The organism is Micromonospora sp. AMSO31t (genome assembly GCF_008868175.1).
In the GTDB taxonomy this organism is placed as follows: domain Bacteria; phylum Actinomycetota; class Actinomycetes; order Mycobacteriales; family Micromonosporaceae; genus Micromonospora.
The window spans coordinates 1-17352 of sequence record NZ_WBKT01000118.1 but is presented as its reverse complement, the minus strand read 5'-3'; the positions used below and the strand labels follow the sequence as shown (position 1 = coordinate 17352).

Here is a 17352-nt window from a genome sequence, read left to right as displayed (position 1 = left end):
GCACGGCCAGCCCCAGGGTCAGTACGGCCAGCCCTGGCCCGGCTGAGCCGGGGCGGACGGGGCGGACGGGGCGAACTGGCCGGGCTGGGGCGCGCCGGCGAACTGGTGCGCCGCGGCCTGCTCGCGGGCCTCCTTGCGGGCCTTCACGGCGCGCACGATCAGCAGGATCGGCAGGATGAAGACGTAGAAGAAGATCCGGTAGGAGCCGCCCTCGAAGAGGAACGTCAGGTAGAAGCCGTAGGCGAAGAAGGCCAGCCGACGACCACGTTCCTCAACCGTCGCGCTGCCCCGTTGCCTGTGGCAACGACCTCACTTGAGCTGCCCGGCGGTGAGGCCGGTCTGGATCTGCCGCTGGAACGCGACGTACACCGCGAGCACCGGCAGGGTGGCGATGGTCAGGCCGGCGAACAGGCCGCTGAAGTCGCCCTGGTAGCCCTGGCTGACGGCGAGCGCGGTGAGGCCCTGCGCCAGCACCCACTTGGAGTCGTCGCCCTGCATCAGCACCTGCGGCAGAATGAACTGGTTCCAGTGGCTGAGGAAGTTGAAGATCGCCACGCTGATCAATCCTGGACGCGCCATCGGCAGCATCACCCGGAAGAAGAGCCGGAAGTGCCCGCAGCCGTCGATGAGTGCCGCCTCGGCGATCGACGTCGGCAGCGTCCGGAAGAAGGCGGTCAGGAAGAAGACCGTGAAGGGCAGCGAGTAGGCGGCGTAGACCAGGATCAGCCCGGTCCAACTGCCGAACAGGCCGGCGTTGCGCACCACGAAGAACAGCGGCACGAGGGCGAGGAACACCGGGAACATCATCCCGCCGACGAACAGGTAGTAGACGACCTGCCGGCCCCGGAACTCGTACCGGGCGAGGACGTACGCCGCCGTGGCGCCGAGCAGCATGGTGAGGGTGAGCGAGCCGGCGACCACGATGCCGCTGTTCAGGAAGTACCGGCCGATGTGCGCCTCGGTCCAGGCCCGGGACCAGTTCTCGAAGCGCAGCGCCCCCGGCAGCCCCCAGGGGTCGGAGAGGATCTCGCCGTCGCTCTTGAACGAACTGATGAACATCCACAGCAGCGGCAGCGCGGTCAGCGCCCCCCAGAGCAGCAGGAAACCCTGCGAGAAGAGGTTGGCGACGCCCAGTTCGCGGCGCAGCCGCCGGTCCTCGCCACGGGCGGCCCCGGGCTTCTCCGCCTCCGTCGTGGTGTGCCGATCCAGCGTGGTCACGAGTATTCGATCCGATCACGACGGGCGGTACGCAGCGCCAGCACCGCGACCGACAGGGTCAGGAACAGCATCACCACACCGATGGCGGAGGCGTACCCGAACTTGCTCTCGCTGCCGAACGCCGTCTCGTACATGCGCAGGCCGATCACGTCGGACGAGAAGTTGGGGCCGCCGTTGGTCATCTGCTGGACCAGGATGAAGCCGTCCAGCGCGGCGATGGCCAGGTAGATCCAGGCGACCTGCACGGTGTCCCAGAGCAGCGGCACGGTGATCCGGCGCAGGGTCGTCCACCGTGACGCCCCGTCGAGCATCACCGCCTCGTAGATGTCCCGCGGGATGGCGGACATGGCGGCGCCGAAGAGCACCACGTAGAAGCCCACGTTGCTCCAGACCATCACCGCCAGCACGCACCAGAATGCCGTACGCGGATCGCCCAGCCACGTCGGCGCCGGCAGGCCCAACGCCCGCAACGCGCCGTTGAGCAGGCCGTTGTTGGGGTGGTAGACCTCCTTCCAGAGCAGGGCGATGATCACCACCGACAGCACCTGCGGGAAGAAGTAGACCATCCGGTAGACGGAGGTGCCCCGGACGCCGGTGACCCCGGCCCGCCCCTTGCGGCCACCCATGTTGAGCATCGTGGCGAAGAACAGCCCGAGCCCGATGGTGAGCACCGGCACCACGGCGAGCATGATCGCGTTGTTCTTGATCGCGTTCCACACCTGGCCGTCGTGCAGCAGCGTCCGGAAGTTGGTCATCCCCACCGGGTCGGCCTGCGCGGAGTAGCCGAGCCAGTTGGTGGTGGAGATCTGGAACGCCTGCAGGTACGGCGACAGCACGAAGATGCCGTAGAGCAGCAGCGGTGGCACCAGGAAGGTGATGATCAGCGGGTACTTGCCGTGTCTCACGAGATGGACCTACTCCCCCAGCGGCGGAACGGTGGGGGCGGACGGGCCGCCCCCACCGGCCGGATGTTACGCAGCCCGCTTGTACTTCTTGATCGAGCTGTCCTGGGCGATCGTGTCCGCGCCCTTCTGGCACTGGTCGAGGAACTCGGCCGGGGTGCTCCGGCCGCTGAAGAACTCGCCGCACGCGGCGTCGACCAGCTCGCGCTCGAGCTTGCGGTAGTAGTTGTTGTAGACCCAGTTGAAGCCGTTGCTGCCGGACGCCTCCAGCGCCTTGACCACGCTGGTCAGGCCGAAGGGCAGCGTGACCCCGTCGGTCGCGCCGGCCACCACGGTCAGGCTGGAGACCTTCTTCGTGAAGTCCTGCGCGCCCTTCTTGGAGAGCATCGTCCGGAAGTACTCCAGGCCGCCGGCGACGTTCTTGGCCTTCGCCGGCACCATGAACGGCTCGCCCGCGGTGCCCCGGATCGCCTCGAACGGCAGCTTGTCCCCGCTGCCCAGGCTCGGCGTCGGCGCGATGGTCATGTTGAAACCGGCCGGGGTCACCTTCGCCTGCTCACTCTCCAGCCAGGAGCCGCACGAGATGAAGGCGGCCTTGCCCTGGCACCAGGCGGTCTGCGACTGGACGTGGTCCAGGCCCGGCGAACCGTCCAGGATGTACTTGTCCTTGACGATCTGGTACCAGGCGTCGGCCGCCGCCTTCATGGCGTCGGACTTCCAGGCGTTCGGTTCGAGGTTGTCGATCGCGACCCCCACCGACGGCCCGCCGAACTTGATCGCCGTGGCGATCAGCGGCCAGCTCATGTAGCGGGGGTGCTTGCCCGCGTACGTCCAGGGGGCGATCCCGGCGGCCTTGATCTGCTTGCAGAGCGCGATGTGCTCGTCCCAGGTCTTCGCGTACTGCCAGTTGCGCTCGGTGAAGGTCTTGGTGGAGTACCAGATGCCGTAGGCGGTGTACGTGTAGTTCAGGACCATGAACTTGCCGTCGTACGAACCGACCTCGACGGCGCCGGGGAGCAGGGTGTCCTTCACCGACTTGCCGGGGATGTCCAGGCTGGGCGCGGCGAGCAGGTCACCCAGGTCGGCGATGGCGTTCTGCGAGACCAGACCGTTGAAGTCGATCTGACCGGCGCCGGAGTTGTTCACCACGTCCGGCGGGGTGCCGTCGACGAAGCGCGGCTGGAGGGTCTTGTTGATCTCCTGGGTGGCCGAGTGCGTGATCTTCGCCTTCGGGTACTTCTCCTTGTACATGGCCTCGTGGGCCTTCGCGTACTCCTCGCCGAAGCCGCCGTTGAAGATCACCACCTCGAGCGGGGCGTCCTCCTTGACGCCGAGCGGGTTCTGCTCGCTCTTGGTGCCCTTGTAGGCGCCGGAGTCGCCCTTGTCGTCGTCGCCACCGGAGGTGGCACAGCCGGCGAGCAGGCCGGCGGCGGGGGTGGCCAGCAGTCCCGCCGCAGCGGTGCGCCGGAGGATCTCACGCCTGTTCATCGCATCTCCTCGGTTTCGGGTGAACGTCGAGGCTCTGAGGTGTCAGCTGTCGCTTGTCTTCACTTAACGTGATGTTGCTGAAGAATTTCTACGGCAGCGCGGCGCGGACCACAAGACCTCAGGACCGAACCGTTATCCATACCGGTCGGTGGCCGCTGGCATAGCCTGGGCCCATGCGCCGCCTGCGGCAGCTCGCCGAGCGCACGCCGGCCACTCGGGAGCGCTACGTCGACCTGCTCCGGGCGCTCGCCATCACCATGGTCGTGCTCGGCCACTGGGGCGTGACCGTCATCGGGTACGACCGTGCCGGCCGCCCCGCCGGCCACTCCGCCCTCGGCGACCTGCCGTGGGCCTGGCCGCTGACCTGGGTGGCCCAGGTGATACCGGTGTTCTTCCTGGTCGGCGGCTATGCCAACGCCGCCTCGCTGGCCGCCCGCCGGCGCCGGGGCGGCACCCCCACCGGGTGGCTGGTCGACCGCAGCGCCCGGCTGGTCCGGCCGACCACCGCGCTGCTGGTGGTGCTGGCGGCCGGCGCCGCGGTGGCCACGCTGCGCGGCGCCGACCCGGCGCAGGTCCGCACCGTCGTCTGGTTCGCCACCATCCCGCTGTGGTTCCTGGCGGCCTACCTCGTGGTGGTGCCGCTGACCCCGCCCATGTACGCGCTGCACCGCCGCTTCGGGCTCGCCGTGCCCGTCGTGCTGGTCGGCCTGGTGGCGCTCGGCGATGCGGGCCGGATCTGGGGCCCGTCGGGACTCGCGACGGGCAACTACCTGTTCGGCTGGCTGGCCGTCCATCAGCTCGGCTTCGCCTGGTACGACAGCCGCACCCAGGAGCGCTCCCCGGGCGAGGCGCCCGAGCCGCGCGGCCTGCGGCGGCGCCGGCTGCCGCTCTCCCGCACCGCCGGGACGGCACTGCTCGCCGCTGGGCTGGTCGCGGTGGTCCTGCTGACGCTGGTCGGCCCGTACCCGGTGGCGATGTTGAACGTGCCCGGCGAGCGCCTGGACAACACGGCGCCGCCGAGCCTCGCGCTGCTGGCCGTGGCCACCGCCCAGCTCGGGCTGATCCTGCTGCTGCGGGAGCCGGCCGGACGCCGGCTGCGCCGCCCCCGCCCATGGCGGGCGGTGATCGCGGTGAACGCCGTGGTGCTCACCGTCTTCCTCTGGCACCTGACCGCGGCCGTGCTGCTGGTCGGGCTGCTCGACGCCCTCGGCGCGCTGCCCACTCCCCCGGTCGGCTCGGCCGCCTGGTGGGGCTGGCGCGTCCCCTGGCTGCTCGCCCTCACCGTGGTGCTGGCCGCGCTGGTCGCCGTGTTCGGCCCGATCGAGGCCCGCACCCGCCGCCCGCCCGCGACGGGTCCGGCCGGCGAGGGCGCCCGCCGGCTCCGCACCGCGCTGGCCGTCCTCGGGTACGCCGGGCTGGTCGCCGGGCTGCTCCTGAACAGCCTCGCCCGCAAGAGCGCGCCGGAGCCGCTGGGGCTGCCCGCCCCGGCGCTGGTGGCGTACCTGGCCGGGGCGGGAGTGCTGCGGCTGCTCAGGTCTGGGTGGGGAAGCCGAGGTTGACCCCGCCGTGGCGCGGGTCGAGCCAGCGGCTGGTGACCACCTTGCCCCGGGTGAAGAAGGCGACGCCGTCGGCGCCGTGCGCGTGCAGGTCGCCGAAGAGGGAGGCCTTCCAGCCGCCGAAGGAGTAGTAGGCCATCGGCACCGGGATCGGCACGTTGACCCCGATCATGCCGACCTCCACCTCGTGCTGGTAGCGCCGGGCGGCCCCGCCGTCGTTGGTGAAGATCGCCGTGCCGTTGCCGTACGGGTTGGCGTTGACCAGCTCGACCGCCTCGTCGTACGAGCCGACCCGGACCACGCTGAGCACCGGGCCGAAGATCTCGTCGGTGTAGATGGACATGTCCGGGGTGACGTGGTCGAAGAGGGTCGGGCCCAGCCAGAACCCGTCGGCGTCCCCGTCCGGGGTGACCTCCCGCCCGTCCACCACCGGCACGGCGCCGGCCGCGACGCCGGACTCCACGTAGGAGCGGACCCGCTCGGCGTGCGCGGCGGTGACCAGCGGCCCCATGTCGCAGCCACGCCGGCCGTCCCCGGTGCGCAGCCGGCCCATCCGCTCGGCGATGCGGGCGACCAGGGCGTCGGCCACCGGCTCCACCGCGACCAGGGCGGAGATCGCCATGCACCGCTCCCCCGCCGAGCCGAACCCGGCGTTGACCGCCGCGTCGGCGGCCAGGTCCAGGTCGGCGTCGGGGAGCACCACCATGTGGTTCTTGGCCCCGCCGAGGGCCTGTACCCGCTTGCCGGCCAGCGAGCCGCGCTGGTGCACGTACCGGGCCACCGGGGTGGAGCCGACGAACGACACCGCCTTGACGCCCGGGTGGTCGAGCAGGGCGTCGACCGCCTCCTTGTCGCCGTTGACCACGTTGAGCACGCCGTCCGGCAGCCCGGCCTCGGTGAACCACTCCGCCAGCAGCAGCGCCGCGCTCGGGTCCTTCTCGCTGGGCTTGAGCACGACGGCGTTGCCGCAGGCCACGGCGACCGGGACGAACCAGAGCGGCACCATCACCGGGAAGTTGAACGGAGAGATCACCGCCACCACGCCCAGCGGCTGCCGCAGGCTGTACGAGTCGACCTCGGTGGAGACGTTCTCGCTGAAGCCGCCGCGCAGCGCCGAGGGGATGCCGCAGGCGTACTCGATCACCTCGAGGCCGCGCTGCACCTCGCCGGCGGCATCCGCGAGCACCTTGCCGTGCTCGGCCGTGATCACCTCGGCGAGCCGGTCGCGCCGGGCGTTGACCAGCTCACGGAAGGCGAACATGACGGCCGTCCGCTTGGCCAGCGAGGCGTCCCGCCAGGTCCGGGCGGCCCGCTCGGCGGCCTCGACGGCGCCCGCCACGTCGGCGGCGGAGGCCAGCGCCACCTGCCCGGTACGCCGTCCGGTGGCCGGGTCGAAGACGTCCCCGCGCCGCTCGGAGTCCCCGCTGACCCGCTTCCCGTCGACGAAGTGCCCGATGGTGGTGGTCATGCAGCCACCTCCGCGGCGACGGACGAGCGGATGGCCTCGACCAGGATGGCCAGGCCCTCGCGGGCCTCGTCCTCGGTCAGGGTCAGCGGTGGGCCCATCCGCACCACGTTGCCGTGCAGGCCGCCCTTGCCGACCAGCAGGCCGCCCTCGCGGCAGGCCTCGAAGACCCGGGTGGTGAGCGCCGGGTCCGGCTCGGTGGTGCCCGGCCGGACGAACTCGACCCCGAGCATGAGGCCCTTGCCGCGGACCTCCGCGACGGCGTCGAGGCCGGCGGTGGCGGCGCGCAGGCCGTCGCCGAGGATCGCGCCGACCCGCGCCGCGTTGGCCTGGAGGTCGTGGTCGAGCAGGTAGTCGAGGACGGCGTTGCCGGCCGCCGCGGAAACCGGGTTGCCGCCGAAGGTGGAGAAGCTGATGGCCGGCACCGACTCCAGCACGTCGGCCCGGCCGACCACGCCGGCCAGGGCGAAGCCGTTGCCGACGCCCTTGGCGAAGGTGAGCAGGTCCGGGGTGACGCCGTGCGCCTGGTAGCCCCAGAAGTGCTCGCCGGTGCGGCCCCAGCCGGTCTGCACCTCGTCGGAGACGAGCAGGATGCCGTGCTCGTCGAGCACCTTCTTCCAGGCGGCGAAGAGCCCGTCCGGGCCGTGCACGAAGCCGCCGACGCCCTGGATCGGCTCGGCGATGAGGCACGCCACGTCGCCGGCGGTCTGGGTGGCGAGCACCTCGCGCAGGTCCTCCACCGCCGCGTCGATGCGGTCGTCCTCCTCGAGCCGGGCCAGCAGGCCGCGCAGCCGCTCGCCGGAGTGCAGCCAGGCCACCTGGAGCGGGTTGAGCGCGCTGGCCGACCAGCCCCGGTTGCCGGTGACGCCCATGGCCGCGTAGGACCGGCCGTGGTAGCTGTTGCGCACGGCGAGGATCTGGTGGGAGCGGCGGTAGTTGGTGGCGACCAGCAGGGCCGCCTCGTTGGCCTCGGTGCCGGAGTTGGTGAAGAAGACCCGGGCGTCCGGGATGCCGGAGAGCCGGGCGACCTTCTCGGCCAGCTCGACCTGCTGCCGGATCAGGTAGAGCGTCGAGCTGTGCACGATGCCGGTGCGCACCTGCCGTTCGACCGCCTCCCGGATCTCCGGGATGTCGTAGCCGATCATGTTGGTCAGCACGCCGCCGAAGAAGTCCAGGTAGGTGCGGCCGGCCGCGTCGGTCACCCGGCGGCCGGCGCCGGAGACCAGTTCGAGCGGTTCGGCGTAGTAGAGCGGCATCCAGGACGGGAGCACGGCCCGGTGCCGGGCCAGCAGGTCGTCGGAGGTCATCGGCGCACCCTTCAGCGGCGGTTGGTCCCCGCACGCTCTCATCACGGGGAGGCAGGGACAACTGTCACTGTGTAGCGCAGCGGGGTCGCTCGCCTGACACCACGTCAACCGTTCTGCTGCGGTTTCCGGAGCGAAATTCGGCCGTGGCTCGCCCTTCCGCTGGTCAGGCGGCTCATCGGCCACTCGATCCGCAGCAACGCAGCCAAGCGAGGCAGGTGCAGGGCGGCGGCGACCAGGGCGAAGGCGGCCCAGCCGGCGGCCAGTGCGAGGGCCGGCGCGGTGTCCTGCAGGTAGTGGTGGCCGGCGAGGAAGCCGACCAGGGCGAGGCTGTTGCGGGCGAAGTGCCGGCTGAACTCGGCGAGCTGGCGGCGGGCCTCGACGGCGACCAGCACCCCGGAGTACGGGAAGGTGACGACCATGCCGCGCAGCAGCTCGCCGAGCAGCCCGGTGAGCAGCGCGCCGACGAAGATCACCACCAGCTTGACCGGCGCGACCGGACCGTCCCGCCGGGCGTCCGCCGGCTCCGGGGCCGGCGCGGCGGCGTCCGCCGGCTCCGGGGGTGGCGCGACGGCGGCCCGGCGGCGCAGCAGCACCATGGCCAGCGCCCAGAGCGCCACGGTGCCGGCCAGCGCCGCCTCGAACGGCACCGGCACCGCCAGCACACCGGCGCTGAGCGCCACGTAGACCGCGACGCCGGCCAGGTCGGCGGGGAGGATCGGCCAGCGCAGCCGGCGGTGGGTGACCGCCACCGTGACGAAGAAGAGGTTGAGGCCGACGACGCCGAGCAGCTGCGGCCCGTCCACCCGGTGCCCGGTGGTGACCAGGGCCAGGGTCATCGGCAGCGGCAGGCTGTAGACGAAGGCCCGCACCCGGACCGAGCGGATCACGCTGACCGCCCAGACCACGGCGGTCACGAGCAGCACCGCGGTCCACGTCATGGCGGTCAGCCCGGGAAGGTGGCGATGTCGGCGCAGAGCCGGAAGACGCGGGTCAGCCGCTCCACGTCGGCCGGGTGGACGGAGAACTCGTGCTCGCTGATCTCGCCGTGCGCGGTCATCTTCCCCTCCCAGCAGCTCGACCCGTCCCAGACCACCAGGTTGACGTGCAGGTGCGCGCTGACCCCGCCCAGCGGCAGCAGCCCCACCCGCACGCCGGCCCGCCGGTGCGTCTCGATCAGCTCGGACAGCTCGGGGGTGAGGGTGGCGTACGTGAAGATCCGGGTGATCCGTACGCCCCGGGCGAGGGCCGCGAGGTTCGCCTCCCAGTAGCGGCGGCCGACGTCACCGCGCCACCAGCTCAGCTCGCCGCTGACCCGGGGCATGACGTTGGTCAGCCCGACCAGCTCCCGGGTGCAGTCCCGGGTGGCCCCGATCAGGTCCTCCGCGTCGTCGCCGGGCCGCACGATCCGGCCCGCGGCGAGCTGCTCGGCCTCCCGGCGGAACTCCTCGAAGCGGCGCTGCGCCTCGGCCGCCACCCGCGTCCCGGCGTGCCGCTCGGCCGCCTCGCGCAGCGCGCCGGCGAGCTGCGGGGTGGCGCCGACCAGCCAGGGCGGCCCGTCCAGCAGCGTCCGCAGGTGGAACCGGCGCTCGGCCCGGGCCAGCGAGTCGAGCACCAGCGAGATGGTGATGCCCATCAGCCCGGCCAGCAGCGACTCGACCCCGGTGGCCGCGTTGGTCAGGTCGAGCGTCACGGACAGCAGGATGGAGAGTGTGATGCCGACCAGGGCCACCGGGTCGGCGTGCGTGACCAGCCGCACCAGGTTCTCCGCCGAGCCGGCCCGGCCCCGCGCCCGTCGCCGCATCGCCTCACCCGCCATCGGCCACCCCCGGTCACTCGGTGTGCTCAGGGTAGCCACGATCCACAACGGTCGGTCGGCACGCGCTCGTCGCCGGTAGCATCCGCCGGGTGCGGACGACGGAGGTGGCGCTGCCGGCCGGCGCGGCGGGGACGACCCGGGCGGATCTCGCGGCGGGGATCGGGGCCTGGGTGGGCTCGCCACCGATGCGGGCCCTGGTCGGGCACTTCGGCGGCGACTGGCCGGCCGGTGACCTGGGCGCGGTCCTGGCCGGGCTGGACGACTTCTCCGCCCGGCACTGGGACTTCCGGGACGGGCGGGAACGCCCCGACGCCCGGGAGCCGGCGTTCGACCCGGCCACGGTCGGGCTCGTGCACGAGACGGCGACCGCGCTGGGCCTGGTCCGGTCCCTCCGACCCACCCTGCCCCGGTACGCGCACCTGCTGGTCCTCGGCGGCCTGGCGCACGCCTGCCTGCGGCGCACCGCGTACGCCGCGCACCTGGCCCGGACGGGCGCCGGGGTGGCCGGCGAGGTGGCGGTGCTGGGCAGCTTCCGGGCCCTCTCCCCGGTCGAGTCGCGGCTGCTCGCCGAGGTCGGGGTGCACGGCTGCGCCACCGAGGTCGACGCCCTCGACGCCGGGGTGCGCCTGGCGTTCGGGGTGGCGGCGCCGGCCGAGGAGACCGGCGAGACCGCGGACCACCCGCACCGGGCCTGGTCCTCGCGCACCTACCGGCCGGTCGGGCTGCCCCCGGTCCGGGTGCTCGCCGCCCCCTCCGGCGAGCCGGACCGCCGCCGGGCGCACACCGCCGACACCCAGCGGTTCTGGGCCGAGCACGTCCGGCTGCGGGTCGGCGATCCGGTGCTCATGGTGACCGCACCGATCTACGTGCCGTTCCAGCACTGCGACGCGCTGCGCACCCTCGCCGTGCCGTTCGGCTGCGGGATCGACACGATCGGGGTGGACCCGGCGCTGGCCGCGCCGGAGCCCACCCTCACCCCGGGGCGCTACCTCCAGGAGATCCGCTCGGCGGTCCGGTCCATGCGCGCCCTGCACGCGGCGCTCGCGGCCGGCTGACCGCGCACGGCGGGGCCGGTGCCCGGCGAACCACCGCGCACCGGCCCGTGGACGGGTGGTCAGTTGACGTAGACCGCCGGCGTGCCGGTCCTGCTGGTGTCCCGCACCGGCGAGTACGTCGCGGTGAAGTACGCGGTGCCGAAGCAGAGGCTGGGCCCGGAGGACTTGGTCAGCACCTGGTTGGTGAAGGTGATCGAGTTGGTGGCGTTGGCCGCCGTGCCGGTGAGGGTGTTCGTGCCGGTCCGGTAGACGCAGGTGATCGTGCCGAGCAGGCTGTTCAGCACGACCGTGCTCTGGATCGGCGCGGTCGCCGTGCCGGAGATGGTGACGACGCCGCCGCTGGTGACCGACGTGGCGTACGGCAGGTTGTTCACCGTCACGCTCTGCACTCCGGTGGTGCCGAACACGTTGGTGGTGCAGCTGGTGAAGCTCTGCCCGGTGAGGCTCTCGGTGGCGGTGCCCGGTGCGGGCGGGTTGCTCAGCACCGTGGCGCTGAAGCTGGACGCGGCGCACCGCACGCCGGTGGTGCCGGTGGCCGAGGAGTAGAAGGTGGCGTTGGTGCCGGTCTTCAGGTTGGCCTGGATGACGTCGTTGACGGCGACGGCGGTGCCGGCCGGGGTCGGGTAGGTGAGCACGGCGCTGGCGAGCGACGACGAGGGGGCGGCGACGGCGGGGGCGGCGCCGACCACACCGGTCAGCAGCGCCAGGGCGGCGAGGCCCGCGCCGATTCGTCGGTACCTGGGCATGGTTCTTCCTTCCGGCGGTGGGACGGGGATGCTCGGACCGCGCAGGCGGTCCCCGCCCGGCGGGGACGGCCGGGCGGTGAACGCGGCCGTCCGGGCTGGACGGACGCGGTGGAGGACGCCGGGCGGCACGTCCGGCCGCCGGGCGGTGGTGGAGCTGCCGCGACGTCAGCGGCCGGGTCGGCGTGGTGCACTGCGGCGGAGCCGCGTCACCTGCGCCTTTCCGGTCTTGGGAGGGCACGCCCGCTCGGTGATAATGGCAGCCATCGAGCCCTCCTTTCGACGTGCCGGGGTGACCATCCGGGGAGGTCACCAACGGTGACGGGTGCGTCAACTCAGGGTGCAGACAGTTGTAAACCCCGGAGGGTCGTAAAGTCAATGCATCCAGGGAGGTCGATAAGTTGACCACGCAGCACCGCCCGCAACCGGTGCCGGTCCCGCTGCCCGGCGCGCGCCCCGGCCGCGACCCGGACCGCGCCATCAAGCGCGGCCCGCGCCAGGTCTCCGCCGAGGTGGTGGCGGCCACCCAGCGCGACCGCCTCTTCGACGGGCTGGTGCAGGAGGTGGCCACGAGGGGCTACGACAACGCCCGGGTCAGCGACATCTGCCACGCCGCCGGGGTGACCCGACCCGCCTTCTACGCCCTCTTCACCGGCAAGGAGGACGCGTTCCTCGCCGCCTACCGGCACGGCATCGCGGTGGTGTCGCAGCTCATGGAGAGCGCCTACCGCGAGGCGGGTCCGGCCTGGCCGGACGCGGCCCGCGCCGCGCTGCGCACCCTGCTGGAGGTGCTCGCCAGCGTGCCGGCGTTCGCCCGCATGGCACTGGTCGAGGTGGACGCGGCCGGCCCCGACGCCCGCCGGGAGCGGGACGCCCTGCTGGACAGCTTCCGCCGGTTCTTCGCCGATGCCGGCCCCGGGCCAACCGCCGCCGGCGTGGACCGGGAGACGCTGGTGTCCACGGTGGTCGGCGGCATCCACGCGACCATCCGCGCCCGGGTCGCGCAGGACCGGGCGGAGGACCTGCCCCTGCTGCTGCCGGTGCTCACCTACACGGCCACCGCCCCGTTCCTCGGCACCGACGGCGCGGTGCGGGCGATCCGGCCGGTCCACCCGGACGACGGCCCCAGCGCGGCCGCCCCGTGCGCGCCGACCGCGCACTCCTGACCTGCGGCAGGTCGAAAACCGCAGAGGTTTTTCACTTTGGCCGCAATTCGCACATGCCGCCCAACGAACTGCTACGTGCGGTTGACCCGCTCTTTACCCAGCGGTAACTTCGGCCGTGCGCCCCCGGCGCGAGGAATTCTGCGAACCAATTCAGATCTCATCCCGCATCGTCGTCGATGAATTGATCTCGAAAAGGAGAGCCGCCATGTCGGAGCAGATCGCACCGCACGACCCCGAGCCGCCGCGCAGCGGCGTGCGCTGGCGCCGGTTCGCCGTCACCATGGGCACCGTCGTGGCGGGCGCGGCCGGCATGGTCGTGCTGACCGCGCAGGGCGTGCTCGGCGCGCAGTTCGCCATCTCCGGAATGCCGTTCACCGTCACCGCCGACAAACTCACCGGCACCGGGTTCGAGCAGTTCGCCACGCTCGACCAGATGATCCCGGACAGCCCCAACCAGGGCGACACCGGCGGGCAGGTCGTGGTGATCGTCTCGGCGATCGACAAGGCCGAACTGACAAACCTCTGCCAGAGCATCAGCCTGGGCGGCATCAACCTGCGGATCACGGCCGGCGGCGCCGGCAAGCCGGTCACCGCCCGGACCCTCGTGGTCGACGGCGACGAGGTCGCCGGCAACGCGTCGTTCAGGAACATCAACGTCGGGCAGGACGCCAGCACCGTCGACCAGGTGCCCGGCGTGCGCGGCAACCCGGGCGTCTTCGCCCAGCAGGCCGACACGGTGACCATCACCAACCTGCGGCAGAACAACTACGCCACCACGGCCGCCGTCTTCACCCTGCCCAACCTGCACATGGCGTTCAGCTCCGACGGGTGCTGACGTGACCGCCGGACGACACGAGGCGGCGCCGGCCCGCCGTTCAGCTCGAACGGGTGCTGACATGACCGCCGGACGACACGAGGCGGCGGAGGCGGCGGAGGCGCCGGCCGTCCGCCGCTCCGGCGGGCGCTGGCGCCGCTGGCGGCGGGGCCGCCCGTTCACCGCCGGGGTGCTGGTCGCGCTCGGCGGCGCCGAGATACTCGTGACGCTGCGGGCCCCGCTCGGCGTGCTGCTGCACGTCGGGCCGCAGGGGCTGGCCGCGTACCTGGTGCCGGTCGTGCTCGTGCTCTGCGGGGTGCTGCTGATCGCCACGCCGCAGCAACGGGTCTTCTACGCGCTGCTCACCCTGGTGCTCGGGCTGCTGTCCTGGCTGACCTCGAACCTGGGCGGCTTCCTCGTCGGCATGCTGCTCGCCCTGGTCGGCGGGGCGCTCGCCTTCGCCTGGACCCCGGCCAAGCAGCCCCGGACCGCCCGTTCGGCGCCGACGCCCTGACTCAGCGGGCGGTGTCGGTGACCGCCTGCGCGAACACCTCGGAGCGGTGCTCGAAGTTGCGGAACCGGCCGTAGCTGGGCGCGGCCGGCGACAGCAGCACCACCCCGCCGGCCGGCGTGAGCTTGCGGGCCAGCCCCACCGCGGCGACCAGGTCCTCGGCGCTCTCGGTGCGCACCGCGGGCAGCCCGGCCAGGGCCTCCACGATCCGGGGGCCGCTGTCCGGGATGCCGATCACGGTGATGTCCCGCTCGGCCAGGTGCTCGCGCAGCGGTGTGTAGTCCAGCCCCCGGTCCGTCCCGCCGACGATGACGGTCAGCGGCCGCCCCTCGTACGCGTCGATCGCGTGCATGGCCGCGTACGGGCTGGTGGCCAGGGTGTCGTCGACGAAGGTGAGCCCGGACGGGTCGGGGATCTCGGTGAGCCGGTGGGCGAGACCCTGGAACTCGGCGACCGCGACGGCGAGGCTGTCCTTGCGGGCCACCACGTCGACGCCGAGCGCGTCGAGCACGGCGAGGGCGACGCAGAGGTTGCCCTCGTTGTGCCGGCCGACCAGGGGCAGCACGGCGCGCGGGAAGAGCGGGGTGTCCCGCAGGTGGAACCAGGGGGCGCCGTCCGGGCCGCTGGCCACGTGGGTGGTGTCCGACGAGCCGGCCCGGACCGCCGCCCGGTCACCCAGTTCGAGCGCCAGGCGCGGGTCGGCGCCGTTGACCACCACGGTGTGCGGGCCGTGCGCCAGCAGGTTGAGCTTGTCCCGGTAGTACTCCCGCTCGCCGCCGTGTGCGTCGAGGTGCTCGGGGAACAGCGCGGTCACCACGGCCACCCGGGGCGAGTCGGTCAGGTCGGCGCACTGGTAGCTGGAGAGCTCCAGCACGTACAGCTCGGCCTCGGGCAGGTCGAGCAGCGGCACTCCGATGTTGCCGCCGAAGACGTTCGGCCGGTCCATCGCGGTGAGCAGGTGGCTGATGAGGCTGGAGGTGGTGCTCTTGCCCTTGCTGCCGGTCACCCCGACGGTCCGGTCCGCGTGGTCGGCCATCCAGAGCGCGCTGCCCTGGGTCACCGGGACGGCCCGGCGGCGCAGCTCCAGCATCCACGGGTGGGTGTTCGGCACCCCGGGCGAGCGGACCACGATGTCGGCGGCGGCCAGCCGGGCGAAGCCGTCCTCCCCGGTCACCAGCGGCGCGGCCGCGGCGAGCGGGCCCTCCCAGGGCAGGGTGAGGAAGTTCGCGCTGTCGTCGACGGCCACCAGGTCGGCCGGCCCGTGCGCGGCGATGGCGATCACCGCGGCGCGGCCCTCGCGGCCGGCGCCCCAGACGGCGACATGACGTCCGCGCAGATCAGACAGGCGCACGAGCTCTCCTCGGGGGTCGGGTCGGCGGGTCGGCGGGTGCGGTCCGGCACAGCCGGACACGGCAGGACAGACCAGGGCCTAGTATGGCGTGTGCCCAACGAGCAGCTGCGGCGGATGGACGCCTTCACCTTCCCGTCCTACTCGATCGACTTCGCCACCGGCGAGGTGTTGTTCGACTACGCCCTGACCGGCCCCGACGGCGAGCAACGGTTCACCGAGGTGGTCACCCTTCCCCTGCCGGCGGAGCCGGTGTCCGACGAGACCGCGGCCACCCTCGCCCGGGTCCTCGAACTGCTGCACGTGGTCGCCGGGGTCAGCTACTACAAGGCCGCCGCGCCGCACCGGCTGGTGCTGCCCGCGCCGCTGGGCGTGGCCGCCGCCGACCTCGTCACCGCCGTCTACACCAAGGGCCTCGCCGAGTACGCGTACCGCAACCAGTTGCCGCACGTGCTGGAGCTGCGGCCGGAGGTGCCGGCCGGCGAGGTCGCCCCGCCCCGGGTGTACGACGACTCGGACCGCCGGCCGCTGTCGGCCGTCGGCGGCGGCAAGGACTCGATCGTCACGCTGGAGGCGCTGCGCCGGGCCGGCTTCGACCCGGTGCCCTTCTCGGTCAACCCGAACCACGTCATCGTCTCGGTCAACGAGGCGTCCGACCTGGTGCCGCTGGCCGCGCGCCGGCGGATCGACCCGGTGCTGTTCGACCTCAACGCGGCGGGCGCCTTGAACGGGCACATCCCGGTCACCGCGATCAACTCGCTGATCGCGGTCGCCACGGCCGTGCTGCACGGGCTCGGGCCGGTGGTGATGTCCAACGAGCGCTCGGCGTCCGACCCGAACCTGGTCTGGCACGGCCACGAGATCAACCACCAGTGGTCCAAGGGCGTCGAGGCGGAGGGGCTGCTGCGGGCCGCGCTGGCCGAGCACGCCGGGCTCACCGAGCCGTACTTCTCGCTGCTGCGGTCGCTGTCCGAGCTGCACATCGCCCAGCTCTTCGCCGAGACCGACCGCTACGACGCGGTGGTGACCAGCTGCAACCGCGCGTTCAAGCTGCACGACGCGAGCGAGCGCTGGTGCCGCGACTGCCCGAAGTGCCGGTTCGTCTTCCTGGCCATGGCCCCGTTCATGTCCCGGGAGCGGATCACCACGATCTTCGGCGGGGACCTGCTGGCCGACGAGTCGCAGATCCCGGGCTACCGGGAGCTGCTGGGCGTCGACGGGCACAAGCCGTTCGAGTGCGTCGGCGAGGTGGAGGAGTCGGTGGTGGCGCTGAGCCTGCTCGCCGAGCAGGAGCAGTGGCGCGACGCCCCGGTGGTCCGCGCCCTGGTCGACGCGGTGCCCCCGACGGCCTGGTCGACGGCCGCCACCTCGGACGTCTTCACCCCCGGCGGCCCGACGTACGTCCCAGCCCCCTATGCCAAGGCCCTCACGGCCCTGACCTGACCGCTGGGCCGTCAGGGGGTGCGGACGGCGTCGAGGGCCAGCAGGGCCACGTGCAGGCTGAGGCACTGCTCCACGGAGTCGAGGTCGACGTCGAGGATGCGGCCGATGCGGGCCAGCCGCTCGTAGAAGGCCGGCCGGGACAGGTGGGCGGCGGTGGCCGCCGCGGACTTGTTGCGGCCCTGCTCCAGGTACGTCCGGAGGGTGCCGAGCAGTTGCTCCCTCGGGTGCTGCGCGTCGTAGGCCAGCAGCCCGCCCAGCTCCCGCTCGACGAAGGTCTGCAGGCGCGGCTCGTCCCGGAGCAGGTGCAGCAGGCCGGCCAGCCCGACGTGCGGCAGCCGGAAGTAGGGGAGGTTCCGCCGGTCCCGGCGGGCCGCCTCGGCGATCTGCCGCGCCTCCACCAGCGAGCGGCGCGCCTCCCGCAGGCTGCCCACCCCGGATCCGGCCGCCACGATCACGGCCGGCCCGGCCGGGCGGGGGCGGGACGCCGGATCCGCGGCGCGCACGGCGCCGACCGCCGGCG

The 17352-nt window shown here is 72.8% G+C and carries 17 protein-coding genes; 6 read left to right on the top strand and 11 right to left on the bottom strand.

Translation table 11 applies throughout. The features are described from left to right. Positions 1-18: 18 nt before the first annotated feature. The 4 genes from F8274_RS32060 to ngcE all read right to left on the bottom strand — a co-directional run bounded on the left by F8274_RS32060 (position 19) and on the right by ngcE (position 3608). A complete protein-coding gene (locus tag F8274_RS32060; protein WP_225853918.1) occupies positions 19-156 on the bottom strand; it encodes a hypothetical protein in 138 nt (45 codons plus the stop codon). Between the two features lie 153 nt (positions 157-309). After that, a complete protein-coding gene (locus F8274_RS22480) occupies positions 310-1218 on the bottom strand; it encodes a carbohydrate ABC transporter permease (RefSeq protein ID WP_370518260.1) in 909 nt (302 codons plus the stop codon). Then, positions 1215-2123 (bottom strand): carbohydrate ABC transporter permease, encoded by a 909-nt coding sequence (locus F8274_RS22475; protein WP_151464351.1) that lies wholly within the window; start codon positions 2121-2123, stop codon positions 1215-1217. Before F8274_RS22475 ends, F8274_RS22480 begins: the two co-directional genes overlap by 4 nt. 66 nt (positions 2124-2189) lie before the next feature. Next, positions 2190-3608, bottom strand: coding sequence for an N-acetylglucosamine/diacetylchitobiose ABC transporter substrate-binding protein (gene ngcE / locus F8274_RS22470; protein WP_151464350.1), 1419 nt, complete (start codon positions 3606-3608; stop codon positions 2190-2192). Positions 3609-3781: 173 nt separating this feature from the next. Between ngcE and F8274_RS22465 the strand changes: the two genes are divergently transcribed. After that, a complete protein-coding gene (locus tag F8274_RS22465) occupies positions 3782-5167 on the top strand; it encodes an acyltransferase (protein ID WP_151464349.1) in 1386 nt (461 codons plus the stop codon). Here the strand turns inward: F8274_RS22465 and F8274_RS22460 are convergent. The 4 genes from F8274_RS22460 to F8274_RS22445 form a co-directional block, all read right to left on the bottom strand. Continuing rightward, the gene (locus F8274_RS22460) at positions 5139-6632 is read right to left on the bottom strand and encodes a CoA-acylating methylmalonate-semialdehyde dehydrogenase (protein ID WP_151464348.1); all 1494 of its coding nucleotides are present in this window, start codon (positions 6630-6632) and stop codon (positions 5139-5141) included. The two genes, F8274_RS22465 and F8274_RS22460, sit on opposite strands and share 29 nt — an antisense overlap. Further along, positions 6629-7936 (bottom strand): aspartate aminotransferase family protein, encoded by a 1308-nt coding sequence (locus tag F8274_RS22455; protein WP_151464347.1) that lies wholly within the window; start codon positions 7934-7936, stop codon positions 6629-6631. The genes F8274_RS22460 and F8274_RS22455 overlap by 4 nt, the downstream gene beginning before the upstream one ends. A 104-nt stretch (positions 7937-8040) precedes the next feature. Further along, positions 8041-8874, bottom strand: coding sequence for a hypothetical protein (locus F8274_RS22450; protein ID WP_151464346.1), 834 nt, complete (start codon positions 8872-8874; stop codon positions 8041-8043). Positions 8875-8879: 5 nt separating this feature from the next. Further along, complete coding sequence (locus tag F8274_RS22445; RefSeq protein WP_151464345.1) at positions 8880-9737, bottom strand: hypothetical protein; 858 nt, start codon at positions 9735-9737, stop codon at positions 8880-8882. 104 nt (positions 9738-9841) lie between these two features. On the opposite strand from F8274_RS22445, the gene F8274_RS22440 reads away from it, so the two are divergent. Beyond that, entirely contained in the window at positions 9842-10807 is a 966-nt protein-coding gene (locus F8274_RS22440; RefSeq protein ID WP_225853917.1) for a hypothetical protein, read from the top strand. A 59-nt stretch (positions 10808-10866) separates the two neighbouring features. Here the strand turns inward: F8274_RS22440 and F8274_RS22435 are convergent, their stop codons facing one another. After that, a complete protein-coding gene (locus F8274_RS22435) occupies positions 10867-11553 on the bottom strand; it encodes a Tat pathway signal sequence domain protein (protein ID WP_151464344.1) in 687 nt (228 codons plus the stop codon). A gap of 398 nt (positions 11554-11951) precedes the next feature. Between F8274_RS22435 and F8274_RS22430 the strand changes: the two genes are divergently transcribed. The 3 genes from F8274_RS22430 to F8274_RS22420 all read left to right on the top strand — a co-directional run bounded on the left by F8274_RS22430 (position 11952) and on the right by F8274_RS22420 (position 14044). After that, positions 11952-12716 carry a TetR/AcrR family transcriptional regulator gene (locus F8274_RS22430; protein WP_151464343.1) on the top strand — a complete coding sequence of 255 codons (765 nt, stop codon included), beginning with the start codon at positions 11952-11954 and terminating at the stop codon, positions 12714-12716. Positions 12717-12921: 205 nt separating this feature from the next. Beyond that, a complete protein-coding gene (locus F8274_RS22425; RefSeq protein ID WP_151464342.1) occupies positions 12922-13551 on the top strand; it encodes a DUF6230 family protein in 630 nt (209 codons plus the stop codon). Positions 13552-13612: 61 nt separating this feature from the next. Then, on the top strand, positions 13613-14044 hold the full coding sequence (locus tag F8274_RS22420; protein WP_225853916.1) for a DUF6114 domain-containing protein: 432 nt from the start codon (positions 13613-13615) through the stop codon (positions 14042-14044). Between the two features lies 1 nt (position 14045). Here F8274_RS22420 and murD read toward each other — a convergent pair whose 3' ends face one another. Beyond that, positions 14046-15392, bottom strand: coding sequence for a UDP-N-acetylmuramoyl-L-alanine--D-glutamate ligase (murD, locus tag F8274_RS22415; RefSeq protein WP_151464341.1), 1347 nt, complete (start codon positions 15390-15392; stop codon positions 14046-14048). A 90-nt stretch (positions 15393-15482) separates the two neighbouring features. Between murD and F8274_RS22410 the strand changes: the two genes are divergently transcribed. Then, positions 15483-16832 carry a hypothetical protein gene (locus tag F8274_RS22410; protein WP_151464340.1) on the top strand — a complete coding sequence of 450 codons (1350 nt, stop codon included), beginning with the start codon at positions 15483-15485 and terminating at the stop codon, positions 16830-16832. A gap of 11 nt (positions 16833-16843) precedes the next feature. Here the strand turns inward: F8274_RS22410 and F8274_RS22405 are convergent. Further along, the coding region (locus F8274_RS22405; protein WP_151464339.1) for a CdaR family transcriptional regulator at positions 16844-17352 on the bottom strand (509 nt) is incomplete at its 5' end.

What these genes read in the sequence shown, in the direction of transcription:
- F8274_RS22425 (WP_151464342.1), top strand. Translation starts at nt 12,922, where the DNA reads ATGTCGGAGCAGATCGCACCGCACGACCCCGAGCCGCCGCGCAGCGGC.
- ngcE (WP_151464350.1), bottom strand. Translation starts at nt 3,608, where the DNA reads ATGAACAGGCGTGAGATCCTCCGGCGCACCGCTGCGGCGGGACTGCTG.
- F8274_RS22455 (WP_151464347.1), bottom strand. Translation starts at nt 7,936, where the DNA reads ATGACCTCCGACGACCTGCTGGCCCGGCACCGGGCCGTGCTCCCGTCC.
- F8274_RS22435 (WP_151464344.1), bottom strand. Translation starts at nt 11,553, where the DNA reads ATGCCCAGGTACCGACGAATCGGCGCGGGCCTCGCCGCCCTGGCGCTG.
- F8274_RS22445 (WP_151464345.1), bottom strand. Translation starts at nt 9,737, where the DNA reads ATGCGGCGACGGGCGCGGGGCCGGGCCGGCTCGGCGGAGAACCTGGTG.
- F8274_RS22450 (WP_151464346.1), bottom strand. Translation starts at nt 8,874, where the DNA reads ATGACGTGGACCGCGGTGCTGCTCGTGACCGCCGTGGTCTGGGCGGTC.
- F8274_RS22460 (WP_151464348.1), bottom strand. Translation starts at nt 6,632, where the DNA reads ATGACCACCACCATCGGGCACTTCGTCGACGGGAAGCGGGTCAGCGGG.
- F8274_RS22420 (WP_225853916.1), top strand. Translation starts at nt 13,613, where the DNA reads ATGACCGCCGGACGACACGAGGCGGCGGAGGCGGCGGAGGCGCCGGCC.
- F8274_RS22465 (WP_151464349.1), top strand. Translation starts at nt 3,782, where the DNA reads ATGCGCCGCCTGCGGCAGCTCGCCGAGCGCACGCCGGCCACTCGGGAG.